The sequence below is a fragment of the Enterobacter cloacae complex sp. Mu1197 genome (assembly GCF_040059225.1).
Classification (GTDB): domain Bacteria; phylum Pseudomonadota; class Gammaproteobacteria; order Enterobacterales; family Enterobacteriaceae; genus Enterobacter; species Enterobacter quasiroggenkampii.
Genome location: NZ_CP157375.1, coordinates 701,749 through 723,783 on the forward strand (window position 1 = coordinate 701,749; position 22,035 = coordinate 723,783).

Below are 22,035 nucleotides of genomic sequence, written 5' to 3' on the forward strand. Positions count from 1 at the left end.
ATTAATCGGCACGGGCGTAGGAGAACTCTCCACGCCCGTGCTCGCATGTTAAGGGGCTTAAAAAAACCAATGGCAAAGCAAGACTATTACGAGATTTTAGGCGTTCCGAAAACTGCGGAAGAGCGTGAAATCAAAAAGGCGTATAAGCGCCTGGCCATGAAATTCCACCCGGACCGTAATCAGGGTGACAAAGAGGCTGAAGCCAAATTTAAAGAGATCAAAGAAGCCTATGAAGTCCTGACCGATGCACAAAAACGTGCGGCCTATGACCAGTACGGTCACGCAGCCTTTGAACAGGGCGGCATGGGCGGCGGTGGATTCGGTGGCGGCGGCTTTGGCGGCGGCGCTGACTTCAGCGATATCTTTGGCGATGTGTTTGGCGACATCTTCGGCGGCGGTCGTGGTCGTCAGCGCGCGGCGCGCGGCGCGGATCTGCGCTACAACATGGATCTGACGCTGGAAGAGGCCGTTCGCGGCGTCACCAAAGAGATCCGTATTCCGACGCTGGAAGAGTGTGACGTCTGCCACGGCAGCGGCGCGAAAGCGGGTACGCAGCCGCAGACCTGTCCAACCTGTCACGGCTCCGGCCAGGTGCAGATGCGTCAGGGCTTCTTCGCGGTACAGCAGGCCTGTCCGCACTGTCATGGTCGCGGTACGCTGATTAAAGATCCGTGCACCAAGTGCCACGGCCACGGTCGCGTTGAGAAAACCAAGACCCTGTCCGTTAAGATCCCAGCTGGCGTCGATACGGGCGACCGCATCCGTCTGGCGGGCGAAGGTGAAGCAGGCGAACACGGCGCACCGGCAGGCGATCTGTACGTACAGGTGCAGGTGAAACAGCACGCGATTTTCGAGCGTGAAGGGAATAACCTGTACTGTGAAGTGCCGATCAACTTCGCGATGGCGGCACTCGGTGGCGAAATTGAAGTACCGACGCTGGATGGTCGCGTCAATCTGAAGATCCCGGGCGAGACCCAGACCGGCAAGCTGTTCCGCATGCGCGGTAAAGGCGTTAAATCCGTTCGTGGTGGTGCGCAGGGCGACCTGCTTTGCCGCGTCGTCGTGGAAACGCCGGTTGGCCTGAACGACAAGCAGAAACAGCTGCTGAAAGAGTTGCAGGAGAGCTTCGGTGGCCCGACGGGTGAGAAAAACAGCCCGCGTTCCAAAAGCTTCTTCGATGGCGTCAAAAAATTCTTCGATGATTTGACCCGCTAATCGATCAGCTGGTTTTCATCCGCAAAAGCCCGGAAGCGATTCCGGGCTTTTTCTTTTTATCGGTATTGCTCGGTTAAACTGAATCTATACTCAATATTAATCTGTTTTTGCCGAGTTATCTGGCTTGGTATTATGGTTTTATCGAGGTATTGTTGTAAAAGAGAGAACTAAAGTGAAATTACTACACCGTTTCTTTAGCAGTGAGGCATCCGGCGGCGTGATCCTGATTATGGCTGCTGCGGCCGCGATGGTACTGGCCAACGTCGGAATGACCCGCGATCTGTATCATGCTTTTCTGGAAACGCCCGTTGAGCTGAAGGTCGGGGCGCTGGAAATCAACAAGAACATGCTGCTGTGGATCAACGATGCGCTGATGGCGGTGTTCTTCCTGCTTGTGGGGCTTGAGGTTAAGCGTGAGCTGGTGCTGGGTTCGCTTGCCAGCCGCCAGCGTGCGGCGTTCCCGGTCATTGCTGCGCTCGGCGGGATGGTGGTGCCGGCGCTGCTCTTTCTGGCGTTCACCTGGCAGGATCCGATCGCACGTCACGGCTGGGCGATCCCGGCTGCGACGGATATCGCTTTTGCGCTCGGGGTGCTGGCCTTGCTGGGAAGCCGCGTGCCGGTAGCCCTGAAAATCTTCCTGATGGCGCTGGCGATTATTGATGACCTTGGCGCCATTGTGATTATCGCGCTGTTCTACACCAGCGATCTGTCGATCCTGTCCCTGAGCGTGGCTGCCGGGGCGATTGCGGTGCTGGCGCTGCTGAACATCTTTAATGTGCGCCGCATCGGTATCTACATCCTCGTGGGGATGGTGCTGTGGACGGCGGTGCTGAAATCAGGCGTGCATGCCACGCTGGCTGGGGTGATCGTCGGCTTCTTCGTACCGCTGAAGCCGCAGGACGGCAAGTCGCCTGCGAAACAGCTGGAGCATGTGTTGCACCCGTGGGTCGCCTTTATGATCCTGCCGCTGTTTGCGTTTGCCAACGCGGGCGTTTCCCTCGGCGGGGTGACGCTGGACGGGCTAACGTCCGTGCTGCCGCTGGGCATTATTGCCGGGCTGTTTATCGGTAAGCCGCTGGGTATTAGTCTCTTCTGTTGGCTGGCGACGAAACTGAAGCTGGCGTCATTGCCGCACGGCACCACGTTTAAGCAGATTATGGCCGTCGGCGTGCTGTGTGGTATCGGGTTTACGATGTCGATCTTTATCTCGACGCTGGCGTTTGGCGCGCATGCGCCTGAGCTGATCGTCTGGGCGAAACTCGGCATTCTTATCGGGTCATTACTGGCCGCGGTAATCGGTTATACCTTGCTGAAGGTAAAATTGTCCGGACAGGCCGTCCAGGCATAACGGAACACCGGGAGGAGGCGAGCCTTCTCCCGATACACACTCAGGGAGAGAAGACGCGATGTCTCATTTGAATTACAACCATCTTTACTACTTCTGGCACGTCTATAAACAGGGATCGGTGGTCGGGGCAGCAGAGGCGCTCTACCTGACGCCGCAAACCATCACCGGGCAAATTAAGGCGCTGGAAGAGCGTTTGCAGGGCAAGCTGTTCAAGCGTAAGGGGCGCGGGATTGAACCCAGCGAACTGGGTGAACTGGTTTTCCGCTACGCGGACAAGATGTTCACCCTGAGCCAGGAGATGCTGGATATCGTTAACTATCGCAAAGAGTCGAACCTGCTCTTTGATGTTGGCGTGGCGGATGCGCTGTCCAAACGGCTGGTGAGCGGCGTGCTGGACGCAGCGGTGGTTGAAGATGAACAAATTCATCTTCGCTGCTTTGAATCCACTCACGAGATGCTGCTGGAACAGCTAAGCCAGCACAAGCTGGACATGATTATCTCGGACTGCCCGATTGACTCCACGCAGCAGGAAGGCTTGTTCTCGGTGAAGATTGGTGAATGCGGCGTGAGCTTCTGGTGCATTAATCCGCCGCCGGAGAAACCCTTCCCGGCCTGCCTGGAAGAGCGTCGCCTGCTGGTGCCGGGAAGACGTTCCATGCTCGGACGCAAGCTGCTGAACTGGTTTAATTCCCAGGGGCTGAAGGTGGAAATCCTCGGTGAGTTCGACGATGCGGCGCTGATGAAAGCCTTTGGTGAAGCGCATAACGCCATCTTTGTTGCGCCGACGCTCTACGCGCACGATCTCTATTCGGATGACAAGATTACGGAGATAGGCAGAGTGGATAACGTGATGGAGGAGTATCACGCCATATTTGCCGAAAGAATGATTCAGCACCCCGCGGTACAGCGAATCTGTAACCGTGACTACTCGGCGCTGTTTACGCCACCGGCAATCTGAAGACATAAAAAAACCCGCGTTAAGCGGGTTCTTTTAAAACAAGCAACAACAAGCGGCGATTAAGCCAGTTTGTTGATCTGCGCGGTCAGGTTTGCTTTATGACGCGCTGCTTTGTTTTTGTGGATCAGACCTTTAGCAGCCTGACGATCCACGATTGGTTGCATTTCGTTAAATGCGTTCTGCGCAGCAGCTTTGTCGCCAGCTTCGATAGCTGCGTATACTTTCTTGATGAAGGTACGCATCATAGAGCGACGGCTTGCGTTGTGCTTACGAGCCTTCTCAGACTGTACGGCACGTTTCTTAGCTGATTTGATATTAGCCAAGGTCCAACTCCCAAATATGATCTATGTGGACAATTCAAAGGCCGAGGAATATGCCCTCTATACCTTCTTTTGTCAATGGATTTGTGCAAATAAGCGCCGTTAATGTGGCGACGCTACGTTACGTAGTGATGGCGCAGGATTCTACCAGCTTGTTGTTCGTGAATACAGCTTTTCGGCATAAAAATCGCAGTTCGCGAGCAGATTTTTTCGCTGCGAAAGGTCAGCCTGATGAAATCATTACGGCTTTCTGTTTTGCACGAACAATCGCCGGTTAACCTTAACCGCTGTACAAGGTATACTTTGGCGATTTTCACTGTTTTGAGCCAGACATGAAGCTGATACGCGGCATACATAATCTCAGCAGAGCCCCGCACGGGTGCGTGCTGACCATTGGTAATTTCGACGGCGTGCATCGTGGTCATCAGGCGCTGTTGCAGGGATTGCGTAAAGAAGGGGAGGCCCGTGGTCTGCCCGTTGTAGTGATGATTTTCGAACCGCAGCCGCTGGAGCTGTTCGCGGGCGATAAATCTCCCGCCCGTCTTACACGCCTGCGCGAGAAGTTGCGCTATCTGGCTGAGTCCGGTGTGGACTACGTATTGTGCGTACGTTTCGATCGCCGCTTTGCCGCGCTGACAGCACAAAATTTCGTCAGCGACCTGCTGGTTAAGCGTCTTGGCGTGCAGTTTCTTGCCGTGGGCGATGATTTCCGCTTTGGCGCTGGTCGTCAGGGCGATTTCTTGCTATTACAGAAGGCTGGTCTGGAGTACGGTTTTGACGTCACCAGCGCGATGACCTTCTGTGAAGGCGGCGTTCGCGTCAGCAGCACGGCGGTACGCCGGGCACTGGCCGATGATGAACTGGATACGGCAGAAACCCTGCTGGGGCATCCGTTCACCATCTCTGGCCGCGTGGTCCATGGCGATGCGCTGGGCCGCACGATAGGTTTCCCGACGGCGAATATACCGCTGCGTCGTCAGGTTTCCCCGGTTAAAGGGGTGTATGCGGTGGAAGTGGCAGGACTGGGCGATAAGCCGTTTTACGGCGTCGCCAATATTGGCACGCGTCCGACCGTCGCCGGTGTGCGTCAACAGCTGGAAGTGCACCTGCTGGACGTTGTAATGGACCTGTATGGTCGCCATATAGATGTAATACTGCGTAAAAAAATACGCAATGAGCAGCGATTTGGTTCGCTGGATGAACTCAAAGCGCAAATTGCGCGAGATGAATTGACGGCCCGCGAGTTTTTTGGGCTTTAGAACCGGCTTAACTGCCTACGTGATAAATACGGAACCGAGAATCTGATGAGTGACTATAAATCAACCCTGAATTTGCCGGAAACAGGGTTCCCGATGCGCGGCGATCTCGCCAAGCGCGAACCGGGAATGCTGGCGCGTTGGACCGATGATGACCTGTACGGCATCATTCGTGCAGCCAAAAAAGGCAAAAAAACCTTCATTCTGCATGATGGCCCTCCCTATGCGAATGGCAGCATTCATATTGGTCACTCGGTTAACAAGATTCTGAAAGACATTATCGTGAAGTCCAAAGGACTCGCGGGCTATGACTCGCCTTACGTTCCGGGCTGGGACTGCCACGGTCTGCCCATCGAGCTGAAAGTCGAGCAAGAGTTCGGCAAGCCAGGTGAGAAGTTCACCGCCGCCGAGTTCCGTGCGAAGTGCCGCGAATACGCCGCCACGCAGGTTGACGGTCAGCGTGCTGACTTCATCCGTCTGGGCGTACTGGGCGACTGGTCGCACCCGTACCTGACCATGGACTTCAAAACGGAAGCCAACATTATCCGTGCGCTGGGCAAAATCATCGGTAACGGCCACCTGCACAAAGGCGCTAAGCCGGTGCACTGGTGCGTGGACTGCCGTTCTGCGCTGGCAGAAGCGGAAGTGGAGTATTACGACAAAACCTCTCCGTCTATCGACGTGGCCTTCCACGCGGTGGATCAGGATGCGGTAAAAGCCAAATTTGGCGTCGCCTCGGTAAACGGCCCGATCTCTCTGGTGATTTGGACCACCACCCCGTGGACCCTGCCAGCCAACCGTGCGATCTCCCTGTCCGGTGAGTTCGAATACGCGCTGGTGCAGATTGACGGTCAGGCGGTTATCCTGGCGAAAGATCTGGTTGAGAGCGTGCTGAAGCGCGCGCATATCACTGACTACACCGTGCTGGGCACCGTGAAAGGTTACGCCCTGGAGCTGATGCGCTTCAAACACCCGTTCCTGGACTTCGACGTTCCGGCGATCCTCGGCGACCACGTGACGCTGGAAGCGGGTACCGGTGCGGTACATACCGCCGGTGGCCACGGTCCTGACGACTACAACATCAGCCTGAAGTACGGTCTGGAAATCGCTAACCCGGTTGGCCCGGATGGTTCTTACCTACCTGGCACCTACCCGGCGCTGGACGGTATCAACGTCTTCAAAGCGAACGACATTATCGTCGACATGCTGCGTACCAGCGGCGCGCTGCTGCACGTTGAAAAAATGCAGCACAGCTATCCGTGCTGCTGGCGTCACAAGACCCCGATCATCTTCCGAGCGACCCCGCAGTGGTTCGTCAGCATGGATCAGAAGGGCCTGCGCGAGCAGTCTCTGAAAGAGATCAAAGGCGTGCAGTGGATCCCGGACTGGGGCCAGGCGCGTATCGAATCCATGGTGGCTAACCGTCCTGACTGGTGTATCTCCCGTCAGCGTACCTGGGGTGTGCCGATGTCGCTGTTCGTGCATAAAGAGACGCATGAGCTGCACCCGAACACCCTGGAACTGATGGAAGAAGTGGCGAAGCGCGTCGAAGTTGACGGCATTCAGGCGTGGTGGGATCTCGACGCCCGCGACATCCTGGGCGCTGATGCGGATAACTACGAGAAAGTGCCGGATACCCTGGACGTGTGGTTCGATTCCGGGTCTACCCACTCCTCCGTGGTTGACGTGCGTCCGGAGTTTGCCGGTCACGCTGCCGATATGTATCTGGAAGGGTCTGACCAACACCGCGGCTGGTTCATGTCATCTCTGATGATCTCTACCGCCATGAAGGGTAAAGCGCCTTACCGTCAGGTACTGACCCACGGCTTCACCGTGGATGGTCAGGGCCGTAAGATGTCCAAATCTATCGGTAACACTGTTTCTCCGCAGGATGTGATGAACAAACTGGGCGCAGACATTCTGCGTCTGTGGGTGGCCTCTACCGACTACACCGGCGAAATGGCGGTGTCTGACGAGATCCTGAAACGCGCTGCCGACAGCTATCGTCGTATCCGTAACACCGCGCGCTTCCTGCTGGCGAACCTGAACGGGTTCGATCCGGCAAAAGACATGGTGAAACCGGAAGAGATGGTCGTGCTGGACCGCTGGGCGGTAGGCTGCGCGAAAGCGGCGCAGGAAGATATCCTGAAGGCCTACGAGTCTTATGACTTCCACGAAGTGGTGCAGCGCCTGATGCGCTTCTGCTCCATTGAGATGGGCTCGTTCTACCTCGACATCATCAAAGACCGTCAGTACACCGCGAAAGCGGACAGCGTGGCGCGTCGTAGCTGCCAGACCGCGCTGTTCCATATCGCAGAAGCGCTGGTACGCTGGATGGCGCCGATCATGTCCTTCACCGCGGATGAAATCTGGGGTTACCTGCCGGGCGATCGTGCGAAGTATGTCTTCACCGGCGAGTGGTACGAAGGTCTGTTCGATCTCTCCAGCACCGAAGCGATGAACGATGCCTTCTGGGACGAGCTGCTGAAAGTGCGTGGCGAAGTGAACAAGGTTATCGAGCAGGCGCGTGCTGATAAGAAAGTCGGCGGCTCTCTGGAAGCGGCAGTAACCCTGTACGCGGAGCCAGAACTGGCGGCGAAGCTGACGGCGCTGGGCGATGAATTACGATTTGTCCTGTTGACCTCCGGTGCGAAAGTTGCGGATTATGCCGAGGCTTCTGCTGATGCTCAGCAGAGCGAACTGCTCAAAGGACTGAAGGTCGCGCTGAGCAAAGCCGACGGTGAGAAATGCCCGCGTTGCTGGCATTACACCACCGATGTCGGTCAGGTGGCGGAACACGCAGACATCTGCGGACGCTGTGTAAGCAACGTCGCCGGTGACGGCGAAAAACGTAAGTTTGCCTGATGAGTAAAACTCTCTGTTCAACAGGACTGCGCTGGCTGTGGCTGGTTGTGGTGGTGCTGATTATTGATCTGGGCAGCAAGTTCCTGATCCTCCAGAATTTTGCTCTGGGGGAGACGGTCCCGCTGTTCCCGTCGCTTAACCTGCACTACGCGCGCAACTACGGTGCGGCGTTCAGTTTCCTTGCTGACAGCGGTGGCTGGCAGCGCTGGTTCTTTGCGGGTATCGCTCTCGGTATCTGCGTGATCCTGGCGGTGCTGATGTACCGCTCGAAGGCAACGCAAAAGCTGAATAACATCGCTTACGCGCTGATCATTGGCGGCGCGCTGGGCAACCTGTTTGATCGCCTGTGGCACGGCTTTGTGGTCGATATGATCGACTTCTACGTCGGCGACTGGCACTTCGCGACCTTTAACCTCGCTGATAGCGCCATTTGCATCGGTGCGGCGTTAATCGTGCTGGAAGGCTTCTTGCCTAAACCCGCTGCGAAAGAGCAGGCGTAAGCATCAATGCCGGGTGGCGCTACGCTTACCCGGCCTACAGAATTTGTGGCTTCCCGTAGGCCCGGTAAGCGTAGCGCCACCGGGCAACAGGTGACCCAAAACAAGCGAGCAATTTGCATGTCTAAATCCGTACAGAGCAACAGCGCGGTTCTCGTTCACTTCACGCTGAAGCTGGATGATGGTTCAACGGCTGAGTCCACCCGCAATAACGGCAAACCGGCCCTGTTTCGTCTTGGCGATACCTCCCTGTCTGAAGGTCTTGAGCAGCAGCTTCTGGGCCTGAAAGAGGGTGAGAAAAAAGCCTTTTCGCTGGAGCCGGATGCGGCATTTGGCGTGCCAAGCCCGGACCTGATCCAGTATTTCTCGCGCCGCGAGTTTATGGACGCAGGTGAACCGGAAATCGGCGCGATTATGCTCTTTACCGCTATGGACGGCAGCGAAATGCCTGGCGTGATCCGCGAAATCAACGGCGACTCGATTACCGTTGACTTCAACCATCCGCTTGCCGGGCGTACCGTTCATTTTGATGTTGAAGTGCTGGAAATCGATCCGGCACTGGAGGCCTGAAATGCAGATCCTGTTGGCTAACCCGCGCGGCTTCTGCGCCGGTGTAGACCGCGCTATCAGCATTGTTGAAAACGCGCTGGAGATTTACGGCGCGCCGATTTATGTACGTCACGAAGTGGTGCATAACCGCTACGTGGTCGACAGCCTGCGCGAACGCGGTGCCATCTTTATCGAGCAGATCAGCGAAGTGCCTGACGGTGCGATCCTGATTTTCTCCGCGCACGGCGTCTCTCAGGCGGTCCGTAACGAAGCGAAAAGTCGCGATCTGACCGTCTTCGATGCCACCTGCCCATTGGTGACCAAGGTGCATATGGAAGTGGCGCGCGCCAGCCGCCGTGGTGAAGAGTCGATCCTGATTGGCCATGCCGGCCACCCGGAAGTCGAGGGCACCATGGGCCAGTACAGCAACCCTGAAGGGGGAATGTATCTGGTTGAGTCGCCTGAAGATGTCTTTACGCTGAACGTGAAAAACGAAGCGCGTCTGTCGTTTATGACCCAGACGACGCTCTCCGTCGACGATACCTCAGACGTGATTGATGCCCTGCGTCAGCGCTTCCCGAAAATCGTCGGGCCGCGCAAGGACGACATCTGCTACGCCACCACCAATCGTCAGGAAGCGGTGCGCGCGCTGGCTGAACAGGCGGACGTGGTGCTGGTGGTCGGCTCTAAGAACTCCTCCAACTCTAACCGTCTGGCTGAACTGGCACAGAGAATGGGGAAGGCGGCGTTCCTGATCGATGATGCCACGGATATTCAGGAAGCGTGGGTTAAAGACGCGGCCTGCGTAGGCGTGACGGCCGGGGCATCCGCGCCCGATATTCTGGTACAAAACGTCATCTCGCGTCTGCAGGAGCTGGGTGGCGGCGAAGCGGTGCCGCTGGAAGGACGCGAAGAGAATATTGTTTTCGAAGTGCCGAAAGAGCTGAGAATCGACGCCCGCGAAGTCGAATAGTCCCTTTTCTGATGAAAGGCCAGCACCTCCTGTGCTGGCCTTTTTTTTACCCGTTACTTTATCGTGACGACAAAATCATGTCTTTTACTGATATTTAAGTCGGTTTCACGTTAAATTCTAATTATTGGTGTTTTCAGTTGGCAGTGCTCAGAAAGGCTGGTTAATCTGAAAACGGTTTACATCATTTTAACGTAAGAGAATAACTATGCATGATGCACAGATCCGTGTCGCCATTGCGGGCGCGGGTGGACGTATGGGCCGTCAGCTGATTCAGGCGGCACTTCAGATGGATGGCGTAGCACTTGGCGCGGCGCTGGAGCGTGACGGTTCATCGCTTCTGGGGACCGATGCTGGTGAGCTGGCGGGCGCGGGAAAGACCGGCGTCACCGTACAAAGCAGCCTGGAGGCGGTTAAAGAGGACTTCGATGTCTTCATCGATTTTACCCGCCCGGAAGGGACGCTCATGCATCTGGCATTTTGCCGCCAGCACGGCAAGGGGATGGTGATCGGCACCACCGGTTTTGACGATGCGGGCAAGCAGGCTATCCAGGATGCATCCAAAGAGATTGCGGTTGTCTTCGCCGCAAACTTTAGCGTGGGGGTTAACGTCATGCTGAAGCTGCTGGAGAAGGCCGCGAAGGTGATGGGTAACTACACCGATATTGAGATTGTTGAAGCTCACCACCGCTATAAGGTTGATGCGCCATCAGGCACGGCGCTGGCAATGGGCGAAGCGATTGCTCATGCACTTGATAAAGATTTAAAAGACTGCGCGGTCTATGCCCGCGAAGGCCACACCGGGGAGCGCGTGCCGGGCACCATTGGTTTCGCAACCGTCCGGGCGGGTGACATCGTCGGCGAACATACCGCGATGTTCGCCGATATCGGCGAGCGCGTCGAGATTACGCATAAAGCGTCCAGCCGAATGACGTTTGCCAATGGTGCCGTTCGATCCGCCTTGTGGCTGAAAGAGAAGAAAAATGGTCTTTTTGATATGAGAGATGTGCTTGATCTCAACAATCTGTAAGCATTATTACCCATCGTGATGTGGTTATTGCAGTCGTAATCCTTTGATTGCATAGGGCAATAAATTATTGCCCTTTTATTTTATCTATTTCGTGCCCATTTTGTTCCTTTAGCCTTGAAAGTATAGCTATTCCCCTTAATTCCCGTTACTGAAATGTAAATTTTGACCATTTGGTCCACTTTTTGATGCTGCGTCGACTCATTTTTCATTAAACCCGGCGCGCAAGCGTTTTCCGCAGTGATTTACCTGATCTTTTTGTCGCTTAAGCTCCACTCACCTCGTCAGATACGCAAAAGACTAAACAAAATATCGGTTTTAAGTTGACTTTTACCCACCAAATCTCCAGAATGCCGCCGTTTGCCAAAAATCCGCTGGCAACACATTTGCATTGATCCATGACATGGTTATGAATTAATATGCAAATAAAGTGAGTGAATATTCTCTGGAGGGTGTTTTGATTAAGTCAGCGCTATTGGTTCTGGAAGACGGAACCCAGTTTATCGGTCGGGCCATAGGGGCAACGGGTTCGGCGGTTGGGGAAGTCGTTTTCAATACTTCAATGACCGGTTATCAAGAAATCCTCACTGATCCTTCCTATTCTCGCCAAATCGTTACTCTTACTTATCCTCATATCGGCAATGTCGGCACCAATGCGGCTGACGAAGAATCCTCTCAGGTACATGCGCAAGGCCTTGTCATTCGTGACCTGCCGCTGATTGCCAGCAACTTCCGCAATACCGAAGACCTCTCTTCTTACCTGAAGCGCCATAACATCGTGGCGATTGCCGATATCGATACCCGTAAGTTAACGCGTCTGCTGCGCGAGAAGGGTGCACAGAACGGCTGCATCATCGCGGGTGATAACCTCGATGCGACGCTGGCGCTGGAAAAAGCGAAAGCCTTCCCGGGCCTGAACGGCATGGACCTGGCGAAAGAAGTCACTACCGCAGAAGCCTACAGCTGGACTCAGGGTAGCTGGACGCTGGAAGGCGACCTGCCGGAAGCGAAAAAAGAGAGCGAGCTGCCGTTCCACGTGGTGGCCTACGATTTCGGCGCCAAGCGCAACATCCTGCGCATGCTGGTTGACCGCGGCTGCCGCCTGACGGTGGTGCCAGCAAAAACGTCTGCTGAAGACGTACTGAAGATGAATCCGGACGGTATTTTCCTGTCCAACGGGCCTGGCGACCCGGCGCCGTGCGATTACGCCATCGCTGCCATCAAGTCCTTCCTGGAAACCGACATCCCGGTATTCGGCATCTGCCTCGGCCATCAGCTGCTGGCGCTGGCGAGCGGTGCGAACACCGTCAAGATGAAGTTCGGCCACCACGGTGGTAACCACCCGGTGAAAGATATCGATAACAACACGGTGATGATCACCGCGCAGAACCATGGCTTTGCCGTCGATGAGGCCTCAATGCCAGCTAACCTGCGCGTGACCCATAAGTCGCTGTTCGATGGCACCCTGCAGGGGATTCATCGCACCGATAAGCCAGCGTTCAGCTTCCAGGGGCATCCGGAAGCCAGCCCGGGCCCACACGACGCCGCGCCGCTGTTCGATCACTTCATCGAACTTATCGAGCAATACCGTAAGACCGCTAAATAATCAGGAGCCGAGAAGACAATGCCAAAACGTACAGACATAAAAAGCATCCTGATCCTTGGCGCTGGCCCGATCGTCATCGGCCAGGCCTGCGAATTCGACTACTCCGGCGCGCAGGCGTGTAAAGCCCTGCGTGAAGAGGGTTACCGCGTCATCCTGGTTAACTCTAACCCGGCTACCATCATGACCGACCCGGAAATGGCAGATGCGACCTACATCGAGCCGATTCACTGGGAAGTGGTGCGTAAAATCATCGAGAAAGAGCGTCCGGACGCGGTGCTGCCAACCATGGGCGGCCAGACGGCGCTGAACTGCGCGCTCGAGCTGGAGCGTCAGGGCGTGCTGGCCGAATTCGGCGTCACCATGATTGGTGCGACCGCCGACGCGATTGATAAAGCCGAAGACCGTCGCCGCTTCGACGTGGCGATGAAGAAAATCGGCCTCGACACCGCGCGCTCCGGTATCGCACACAACATGGAAGAAGCGCTGGCCGTTGCGGCTGACGTGGGCTATCCGTGCATCATCCGTCCATCGTTCACCATGGGCGGCACCGGCGGCGGTATCGCTTACAACCGTGAAGAGTTCGAAGAAATTTGCGAACGCGGTCTGGATCTCTCTCCAACCAAAGAGCTGCTGATTGATGAATCGCTGATTGGCTGGAAAGAGTACGAGATGGAAGTGGTGCGTGATAAAAACGACAACTGCATCATCGTCTGCTCCATCGAAAACTTCGATGCGATGGGTATCCACACCGGCGACTCCATCACCGTTGCGCCAGCCCAGACGCTGACTGACAAAGAGTACCAAATCATGCGTAACGCCTCGATGGCGGTACTGCGTGAAATCGGCGTGGAAACCGGTGGTTCAAACGTGCAGTTCTCCGTGAACCCGAAAACCGGCCGCCTGATTGTTATCGAAATGAACCCGCGCGTGTCCCGCTCCTCCGCGCTGGCCTCTAAAGCGACCGGCTTCCCGATTGCGAAAGTGGCGGCGAAACTGGCGGTGGGTTATACCCTCGACGAGCTGATGAACGACATCACCGGTGGCCGCACCCCTGCGTCCTTCGAGCCGTCCATCGACTACGTTGTGACCAAAATTCCACGCTTTAACTTCGAGAAATTTGCAGGCGCGAACGACCGTCTGACCACCCAGATGAAATCTGTCGGGGAAGTGATGGCGATTGGCCGCACGCAGCAGGAATCCCTGCAGAAAGCGCTGCGCGGTCTGGAAGTGGGGGCGACCGGTTTCGACCCGAAAGTGAGCCTGGACGACCCGGAAGCGCTGACCAAAATCCGCCGCGAGCTGAAAGACGCGGGTGCAGAGCGTATCTGGTACATCGCCGATGCCTTCCGTGCCGGTCTGTCCGTCGACGGCGTGTTCAACCTGACTAACATCGACCGCTGGTTCCTGGTGCAGATTGAAGAGCTGGTGCGTCTGGAAGAGAAAGTGGCCGAGCTGGGCATCAACGGCCTGGACGCTGACTTCCTGCGCGTGCTGAAGCGTAAAGGCTTCGCCGATGCGCGTCTGGCTAAGCTGGCGGGCGTGCGCGAAGCGGAAATCCGCAAGCTGCGTGACCAGTATGACCTGCACCCGGTCTACAAGCGCGTGGACACCTGTGCGGCTGAATTCTCGACCGACACCGCGTACATGTACTCCACCTATGAAGACGAGTGTGAAGCGAACCCGTCCGTCGACCGCGACAAGATTATGGTGCTGGGCGGTGGTCCAAACCGTATCGGCCAGGGCATCGAGTTCGACTACTGCTGCGTACACGCCTCGCTGGCGCTGCGCGAAGACGGTTACGAGACCATCATGGTCAACTGTAACCCGGAAACCGTCTCCACAGACTACGACACCTCCGACCGCCTCTACTTCGAGCCGGTTACCCTTGAAGACGTGCTGGAAATCGTGCGCATCGAGAAGCCAAAAGGCGTTATCGTGCAGTACGGTGGCCAGACGCCACTGAAGCTGGCGCGCGCGCTGGAAGCGGCAGGCGTACCGGTTATCGGTACCAGCCCGGATGCGATTGACCGTGCGGAAGACCGCGAGCGTTTCCAGCAGGCGGTTGACCGTCTGAAGCTGAAACAGCCGGCGAACGCCACGGTGACGGCCATCGAACAGGCCGTAGAGAAGGCGAAAGAGATTGGCTACCCGCTGGTGGTGCGTCCTTCCTACGTGCTGGGCGGCCGCGCGATGGAAATCGTCTACGACGAAGCCGACCTGCGTCGCTACTTCCAGACGGCGGTGAGCGTCTCCAACGATGCGCCAGTGCTGCTCGACCGCTTCCTCGACGATGCGGTAGAAGTGGACGTTGATGCCATCTGCGACGGCGAAATGGTGCTGATTGGCGGCATCATGGAGCATATCGAGCAGGCGGGCGTGCACTCCGGTGACTCTGCCTGTTCTCTGCCTGCGTACACCCTGAGCCAGGAAATTCAGGATGTGATGCGCCAGCAGGTGCAGAAGCTGGCCTTCGAGCTGCAGGTTCGCGGCCTGATGAACGTCCAGTTCGCGGTGAAAGATAACGAAGTCTACCTGATTGAAGTCAACCCGCGTGCGGCACGTACCGTACCGTTCGTCTCCAAAGCCACCGGTATTCCGCTGGCGAAAGTGGCGGCGCGCGTGATGGCAGGCCAGACGCTGGCACAGCAGGGCGTGACCAAAGAGATCATTCCACCGTACTACTCGGTGAAAGAAGTGGTGCTGCCGTTCAACAAATTCCCGGGCGTTGACCCGCTGTTAGGGCCAGAAATGCGCTCAACCGGGGAAGTGATGGGCGTAGGCCGCACCTTCGCAGAAGCGTTCGCGAAGGCGCAGCTGGGCAGTAGCTCAACCATGAGAAAATCGGGCCGTGCGCTGCTCTCCGTTCGCGAAGGCGATAAAGAGCGCGTGGTTGACCTGGCCGCCAAACTGCTGAAGCAGGGCTTTGAGCTGGACGCGACCCACGGTACGGCGATTGTGCTGGGCGAAGCGGGCATCAACCCGCGTCTGGTGAACAAGGTGCATGAAGGTCGTCCGCACATTCAGGATCGTATCAAGAATGGCGAATATACCTACATCATCAACACCACCGCAGGCCGCCAGGCGATTGAAGACTCCAAGCTGATTCGCCGCAGCGCGCTGCAGTACAAAGTGCACTACGACACCACCCTGAACGGCGGTTTCGCAACAGCCATGGCGCTGAACGCGGATGCCACCGAGAAGGTGATTTCGGTTCAGGAAATGCACGCGCAGATTAGCAAGTAATCTGCGTAGGCCCGGCAAGCGGTAGCGCCGCCGGGCAAATGGCGGGTGGCGCTTCGCTTACCCGCCCTACTTTTTCTTTATCCATCTTCAGAACCTTCTGGTTTTTCATCCGCATTCAGTGAGTTAGCCTAAAATCATTAGGTCGATAACGAAATTCAACTGAGAGCAGGGGAAAACACCATGCAAAATAAATTACTGATCGCCACCCTTCTTGCCGCCACTGCAACGTTTACCGTCGCGGGCTGTTCCTCTAACCAGGCAGTGAAAACCACCGATGGCAAAACCATTGTCACCGACGGAAAACCACAGGTCGATGATGATACCGGTCTGGTGTCGTATAAAAATGCGGAAACGGGTCAGACCGAGCAGATCAACCGCGATCAGGTTAAATCAATGGGCGAGCTGGATAACTAATAAAAAAGCCGTGGCGTTTGCCACGGCTTTTAGTCTTTCAGGAACGATTACCAGCGGTGGTTCAGCAGGATATGACCGCCATAAGCAGCATAGCTGTTTTCACCCCACTCGCCACTGGCGCGCAGGGAGAGCGTGGTGGTGTCGTTCAGGTTACCGGTGACGCCCAGTTCCAGTTGCCCACGATCTTCCGGCGTATCGTTGCTGACAGTCTCGCCGTTAAACGCCAGATCGTTTTGACCCGCACCTTTCAGCCAGTTCACGGCAACGTACGGCTGCCAGGCTTTCACATCTTTCTGCTGGAAGTAGCTTGATTTGACGCCCAGACGACCAAACAGACCGTCGTTGTCCAGCGTTGTCACCCGCACGCCGTCGCGATCGGTATGATTTTCCTGATCCAGATAGCTGTAGACGATCTGAGCCTGCGGTTCGATTTTCCAGGTGCGCTCATTCTCTGAATCAACCACCCACGCATGGCCCACTTCGACGGAAGCGGCAAAACCGGTGCTGTCGTAGTCTTCATCGTTGCGATTGCTGGTCACTTTATTGTTGTACCAGCTGTAGGCGGCCCAGGTATCAACGTAGCTGCCCAGGCGCAGCTTCTGATCTTCCTGCCAGGTTGCATACAGGCCGACGTTAAAGCCGTCCACTTTGCCCTGCGCATCACGCACGTTGTGTTTTGCATCAGAGTGGGTTTTCGCCTGACCGGCCCCGAACATGCCGCCCGCACGCAGAATACCGTTGTCCATAGGCTTGCTCATAAAGTCGCTGCCTACCTGAAGCACGGTGGTGGTGGTGTCATAGCTGACTTTGTCGCCGCCTGCATTGTTTTCATGGTAGCGACCTTTGACGTACATCCAAGTGTTGAGGTCTTCTTCATTACGGAAGGTGATCTGATCGCGATCGTCACGCTTGTGCAGGAACATGCTCTGCGCGGCAAGGTAGTTGCCTAAGTAAGCGCCAACCTCTGGAGCCATGACCTCAGGACCGCTGTTGCTGCCGTTGTCGGTGTTACCGCCGTTGTCGGTATTACCGCCGTTGTCAGTGTTACCGCCGTTGTCGGTGTTACCGCCGTTGTTGGTGTTATCACCGTTGTCGGTGTTACCGCCGTTGTCGGTGTTACCGCCGTTGTTGGTGTTATCACCGTTGTCGGTGTTACCGCCGTTGTCGGAGTTATCACCGTTGTCGGTGTTATCGCCATCATCGGTATTATCAGACGGTTCATCGGAAGGCGTGGCCTTTGACTCCAGGTACCAGTTGCCGTTGCTGTGCTGATAGAGATTATATTCCCACGCACCGGCAATCACCGGTTTGGCAAGTGTCAACTGGGCTTCGGAGCTGCCGCCAACGCTGACAATTTCCATGCCGTTAACGGTTTGCGCGCCCAGGCCGCCAATGTTGTTAACGCTGACGTCGGACTGGCCAAAGCTGCTGCCGGTAATGGTGAGATGATCGGTTGGCGAGTTGTCTTCACCCAGGGTACTGTTCATCACGATCTGACTGCCCGCAGAGCCGGTATAGTCGCCGTTAATGGTGAAATTATTGCCAACGCTGTGATTGGCGGCACTGAGTAACAGTGTGCCACCGTTGGTGACGTTGCCGTTGACCGTATCGATACCTGAAACGCTCAGCGTATCGTTACCCTGAACCGCATTCCATGCTGCCAGCGTACCACCCGTGAGGATGTTGATATTGTCGTTTACTTCACCAGCAGTGGCAAACTGAGCGCCATTTTCGACAGTAATCGTCGCGTTGCTACTCTTTGTACCAAGCGTTGAACCAAAAGCGACCAGCGTGGTGCCGCTATGCAGAACGGTATCACCCGTGTAGGTGTTTTTGCCGGTTAGCGTCAGGGTGTTGGAATCCACTTTTTCAACATTGCCGCTACCGGTAATGCCGGTGGCGAACGCCGTATTACTGCCCTGATTAAAAATAAGGGTGCCGTTGTTGGTCAGTCCACCGCTCAGCGTCGCGGTTTTCGTGCCATCACCCAGCAGGAGAGAAGCCTCTTTGGCAACGAGAGTCGTACCTGCATTAGACACATTACCCGACAGGATTAAATCACCGCTGTTAACCAGCAGCGAATTGCCAGAACCGATGATGTCGATATTCCCTGAGAACGCCCAGCTTTCACCGTCCATTTCTAAAGAAGCAAAGCCATCGCCTTCCGATAAGCCAACAAAATTGCTTTCTTCTGTGCCGGTTCCTGCCAGGGTTATCGTATTTCCTTTAGAGACGCTAGAAATGACGTCGCCTTTCAGTGACGAGCCTGTATCAAGTACCAACGTATTGTTTTTGCTGCTGGCAAACGTAATCGCCGTACCGCCACCGCCAATCGAGCCCTTGTTAGTGATATCAACTTTCGCCGTATCCGTTACGTTGATGCCGTTCTGCGCGCCCTGAACGGTTCCGGTATTGGTGATTTTGGTATTACCGTCGCTCAGGTGTATACCATCATTTTCCGTGCCGGTAAGCGTGCCTTCGTTATTTATAGCCACACCGACGTGTGCACTAAGACCTGTTTTACCTTTAATAACCCCGGTAGCGCCATTCGATATATTTACAGCTGAGGAGTTCTGACTGACATAAATACCATTGTCGAAAGCGGTAATGCTTCCGTTATTGATAATATCCCCCTGCATGGATTCAATGTTAACGGCAGAGGCACCGGTTGAGGAAATCGTCGCACCTTCCTCATTATTTAAGGTAACACGCTGCGCGGAGGTATTAATGTCCAGACCTTTACCTGCGCCAGAAATATTCCCCTTGTTAGTCACGGTTGTTACGTTGAATCCTGAAACAGAAACCGCGCTCTCACTTCCCGAGGACGAGATGGTGACGTCTTTATTGATGGTGTATTCTGCTTCGGAGGAAAACTCTTGTGGGACAGAGGTGGATTGATCAATGGTTCCGGCAAGGGCCACTATCGGTGTGAATATAAACAAGGCAGGAAATATCTTTCCGAGAGTGCTTGTGGTTTTGTTTAATTTGAATTTTTTGTTGCGCATGTACACATCCATTTGAGAAGAAGTGACGCTAATTAATGATATGGAGTAACCCTTTTAGGCTGCTTACAAGAGTGGGCTTACAACTAAGAGCATAAAATTATTATTTTTTCAATGCGTTATGTATAGGTTGATTTATTAAATAATGATTTTAGAACCTCTTAATTGATCGTTAATTAATATATTTCATCCTTAACCATTCATTTAATATATTTTCTTTAACTATCGTTTTACGCCTGCGATACCCGTCCGGGACAATCATTGCCCATTGTTGCGTTTTACCTTTGCAAGGCTTTTCGCCCCTTTCACCGGGCGGGTTAACTGTCTACACTCACTGCTACAAGAAGAGAAGAAGACAGGTCATTTGATGATACTCATTATTTATGCGCACCCTTATCCGCAGCACTCGCATGCGAATAAGCGGATGCTTGAGCAGGTAAGGACGCTTGATAACGTAGAGATACGTTCTCTCTATCAACTTTATCCCGATTTCAACATCGATATCGCCGCTGAACAGGAGGCGCTTTCCCGTGCCGATCTAATCGTCTGGCAGCATCCCATGCAGTGGTACAGCACGCCTCCGCTGCTGAAGCTGTGGATTGATAAAGTCTTCTCCCACGGCTGGGCGTATGGCCACAATGGTCATGCGCTAAAAGGGAAAAGCCTGATGTGGGCGGTTACCACGGGCGGAGGAGAAAGCCACTTTGATATTGGTTCCTTCCCGGGTTTTGAGGTCCTGGCACAGCCGCTGCAGGCGACCGCGCTCTACTGCGGCCTGAACTGGCTCCCGCCTTTTGCGATGCACTGCACTTTTGTCTGCGATGACGAAACGCTGCAGGCGCAGGCTCGCCATTATAAACAACGCTTACTTGAGTGGCAGGAGGCGCACCATGGATAGCCATACGCTGATACAGGCGCTGATATACCTTGGCGCAGCGGCGCTGATTGTGCCCGTGGCGGTACGCCTGGGGCTGGGCTCTGTTCTCGGCTACCTGATTGCGGGCTGCGTTATTGGACCGTGGGGCTTTCGACTGGTGACGGATGCAGAGGCGATCCTTCATTTCGCTGAAATTGGCGTTGTGCTGATGCTCTTTGTGATTGGTCTGGAACTCGACCCGCAGCGCCTGTGGAAGCTTCGCGCCTCGGTATTTGGCGGCGGGGCGCTGCAGATGGTGGCCTGTGGCCTGCTGCTGGGTGGGTTCTGCATCCTGCTGGGCATGGACTGGAAAGTGGCAGAGCTTATCGGCATGACGCTGGCGCTCTCCTCGACCGCCATTGCCATGCAGGCCATGAACGAGCGCAATCTGACGGTCTCGCAGATGGGACGCAGCGCGTTCTCGGTGCTGCTGTTCCAGGACATTGCCGCTATCCCGCTGGTGGCGATGATCCCGCTGCTGGCGGCCAGCGGTTCCTCCACGACGCTGGGGGCGTTCGCGCTGTCGGCATTAAAAGTCGTGGGGGCGCTGGCGCTGGTGGTGCTGCTTGGTCGCTACGTCACCCGTCCGCTGCTGCGGTTCGTTGCCCGCTCAGGCCTTCGCGAAGTGTTCAGCGCCGTGGCGCTCTTCCTGGTGTTTGGCTTCGGTCTGCTGCTGGAGGAAGCCGGCCTGTCGATGGCGATGGGGGCCTTCCTGGCCGGCGTTCTGCTGGCGAGTTCCGAATACCGTCACGCGCTGGAAAGCGATATCGAGCCGTTCAAAGGCTTGCTGCTGGGGCTGTTTTTCATCGGCGTAGGGATGTCCGTCGACTTCGGCACGCTGGTGACGCACCCGCTGCGGATCGTCGTCCTGCTGGTCGGCTTCCTGATCATTAAAATGGCGATGCTGTGGCTGATTGCGCGTCCGCTGAAGGTGCCGAATAAGCAGCGCAGCTGGTTTGCGGTTCTGCTGGGGCAGGGGAGTGAATTTGCGTTCGTGGTCTTTGGCGCGGCGCAGATGGCAAACGTCCTCGATCCCGAGTGGGCAAAAGCGCTGACGCTGGCGGTCGCACTGTCGATGGCCGCGACGCCCGTTCTGCTGGTGGTGCTGACGCGTCTGGAAAAATCGGGTAGCGATCAGGAGCGCGAAGCCGATGAGATCGACGAGGAGCAGCCTCGCGTCATCATTGCCGGATTTGGCCGCTACGGGCAGATCGTTGGTCGTCTGTTGCTGTCCAGCGGGGTGAAAATGGTTATCCTCGATCACGACCCCGACCATGTCGATACCCTGCGTAAATTTGATATGAAGGTGTTTTACGGCGATGCAACCCGCGTCGATCTATTGGAATCCGCCGGGGCGGCGAAAGCGGAGGTATTGATTAACGCGATTGACGATCCGGAGACCAGCATGCAGATGGTGGAAATGGCGAAAGAGCATTTTCCGGATCTGACCATCATTTCCCGCGCACGCGATGTTGATCATTATATCCGCCTCAGGCAGGCGGGCGTCGCAGCCCCCGAGCGTGAAACCTTTGAAGGCGCGCTGAAGTCTGGCCGCATGGCGCTGGAAAACCTGGGGCTCGGCGCGTATGAAGCCCGCGAACGGGCGGATCTGTTCCGTCGCTTTAATACCGAAATGGTGGAAGAGATGGCGGCGATGGCGGGCAGTACGGCCACGGAGCGTGCGGCAGTGTTTAAACGCACCAGCGCCATGCTGACGGAAATCATCAATGAGGATCGCAATCACCTGTCGCTGATCCAGCGTCACGGCTGGCAGGGCACAGAAGAGGGCAAGCATACCGGGGATCCGTCTGACGAACCGGAGAGTAAACCTTCCGCGTGAAGTGGAGTT

Annotated in this window: 16 protein-coding genes and 1 pseudogene; 15 read left to right on the top strand and 2 right to left on the bottom strand. The window is 55.7% G+C overall.

Annotated features, from left to right (window positions below):
- The first annotated feature begins 69 nt into the window (after positions 1–69).
- The 3 genes from dnaJ (at position 70) to nhaR (ending at position 3,521) form a co-directional block, all read left to right on the top strand.
- Positions 70–1,215, top strand: coding sequence for a molecular chaperone DnaJ (gene dnaJ, locus ABFV38_RS03320; protein ID WP_008502040.1), 1,146 nt, complete (start codon positions 70–72; stop codon positions 1,213–1,215).
- 172 nt (positions 1,216–1,387) lie between these two features.
- Positions 1,388–2,563 (top strand): Na+/H+ antiporter NhaA, encoded by a 1,176-nt coding sequence (gene nhaA, locus ABFV38_RS03325; RefSeq protein WP_047746184.1) that lies wholly within the window; start codon positions 1,388–1,390, stop codon positions 2,561–2,563.
- 58 nt (positions 2,564–2,621) lie between these two features.
- Complete coding sequence (gene nhaR / locus ABFV38_RS03330) at positions 2,622–3,521, top strand: transcriptional activator NhaR (protein ID WP_032660752.1); 900 nt, start codon at positions 2,622–2,624, stop codon at positions 3,519–3,521.
- Positions 3,522–3,580: 59 nt separating this feature from the next.
- Here the strand turns inward: nhaR and rpsT are convergent, their stop codons facing one another.
- Positions 3,581–3,844 (bottom strand): 30S ribosomal protein S20, encoded by a 264-nt coding sequence (gene rpsT, locus ABFV38_RS03335; RefSeq protein WP_003856458.1) that lies wholly within the window; start codon positions 3,842–3,844, stop codon positions 3,581–3,583.
- A 115-nt stretch (positions 3,845–3,959) separates the two neighbouring features.
- Here rpsT and ABFV38_RS03340 point away from each other — a divergent pair.
- The 10 genes and pseudogenes from ABFV38_RS03340 to ABFV38_RS03385 form a co-directional block, all read left to right on the top strand.
- Positions 3,960–4,166, top strand: a pseudogene (locus ABFV38_RS03340) (DUF2575 domain-containing protein); the annotation flags it as partial.
- Positions 4,167–4,173: 7 nt separating this feature from the next.
- Positions 4,174–5,100: a bifunctional riboflavin kinase/FAD synthetase gene (gene ribF, locus ABFV38_RS03345; RefSeq protein WP_045907763.1), complete on the top strand. Its 927-nt coding sequence runs from the start codon at positions 4,174–4,176 to the stop codon at positions 5,098–5,100.
- Positions 5,101–5,145: 45 nt separating this feature from the next.
- Complete coding sequence (ileS, locus tag ABFV38_RS03350) at positions 5,146–7,962, top strand: isoleucine--tRNA ligase (RefSeq protein ID WP_348958496.1); 2,817 nt, start codon at positions 5,146–5,148, stop codon at positions 7,960–7,962.
- Positions 7,962–8,462 (top strand): signal peptidase II, encoded by a 501-nt coding sequence (gene lspA, locus ABFV38_RS03355; RefSeq protein WP_008502034.1) that lies wholly within the window; start codon positions 7,962–7,964, stop codon positions 8,460–8,462. Before ileS ends, lspA begins: the two co-directional genes overlap by 1 nt.
- A 117-nt stretch (positions 8,463–8,579) precedes the next feature.
- Positions 8,580–9,029, top strand: coding sequence for an FKBP-type peptidyl-prolyl cis-trans isomerase (gene fkpB, locus ABFV38_RS03360; protein WP_003856450.1), 450 nt, complete (start codon positions 8,580–8,582; stop codon positions 9,027–9,029).
- A 1-nt stretch (position 9,030) separates the two neighbouring features.
- Positions 9,031–9,981 carry a 4-hydroxy-3-methylbut-2-enyl diphosphate reductase gene (ispH, locus tag ABFV38_RS03365; RefSeq protein WP_045415580.1) on the top strand — a complete coding sequence of 317 codons (951 nt, stop codon included), beginning with the start codon at positions 9,031–9,033 and terminating at the stop codon, positions 9,979–9,981.
- A gap of 205 nt (positions 9,982–10,186) precedes the next feature.
- Positions 10,187–11,008 (top strand): 4-hydroxy-tetrahydrodipicolinate reductase, encoded by an 822-nt coding sequence (gene dapB / locus ABFV38_RS03370; protein ID WP_348958498.1) that lies wholly within the window; start codon positions 10,187–10,189, stop codon positions 11,006–11,008.
- Between the two features lie 454 nt (positions 11,009–11,462).
- Positions 11,463–12,611: a glutamine-hydrolyzing carbamoyl-phosphate synthase small subunit gene (gene carA, locus ABFV38_RS03375; RefSeq protein WP_045907767.1), complete on the top strand. Its 1,149-nt coding sequence runs from the start codon at positions 11,463–11,465 to the stop codon at positions 12,609–12,611.
- Between the two features lie 18 nt (positions 12,612–12,629).
- A complete protein-coding gene (gene carB, locus ABFV38_RS03380; RefSeq protein WP_047072642.1) occupies positions 12,630–15,854 on the top strand; it encodes a carbamoyl-phosphate synthase large subunit in 3,225 nt (1,074 codons plus the stop codon).
- 180 nt (positions 15,855–16,034) lie between these two features.
- Positions 16,035–16,268, top strand: coding sequence for a YgdI/YgdR family lipoprotein (locus tag ABFV38_RS03385; RefSeq protein ID WP_021240552.1), 234 nt, complete (start codon positions 16,035–16,037; stop codon positions 16,266–16,268).
- A gap of 47 nt (positions 16,269–16,315) precedes the next feature.
- Here ABFV38_RS03385 and ABFV38_RS03390 read toward each other — a convergent pair whose 3' ends face one another.
- On the bottom strand, positions 16,316–19,273 hold the full coding sequence (locus tag ABFV38_RS03390; protein ID WP_348958501.1) for an autotransporter outer membrane beta-barrel domain-containing protein: 2,958 nt from the start codon (positions 19,271–19,273) through the stop codon (positions 16,316–16,318).
- A gap of 364 nt (positions 19,274–19,637) precedes the next feature.
- Between ABFV38_RS03390 and kefF the strand changes: the two genes are divergently transcribed.
- Both kefF and kefC read left to right on the top strand, forming a co-directional pair.
- On the top strand, positions 19,638–20,168 hold the full coding sequence (gene kefF / locus ABFV38_RS03395) for a glutathione-regulated potassium-efflux system oxidoreductase KefF (protein ID WP_045907770.1): 531 nt from the start codon (positions 19,638–19,640) through the stop codon (positions 20,166–20,168).
- Positions 20,161–22,026, top strand: a complete 1,866-nt coding sequence (gene kefC, locus ABFV38_RS03400) for a glutathione-regulated potassium-efflux system protein KefC (protein WP_048225611.1) — start codon at positions 20,161–20,163, stop codon at positions 22,024–22,026. The genes kefF and kefC overlap by 8 nt, the downstream gene beginning before the upstream one ends.
- Positions 22,027–22,035: the final 9 nt, after the last annotated feature.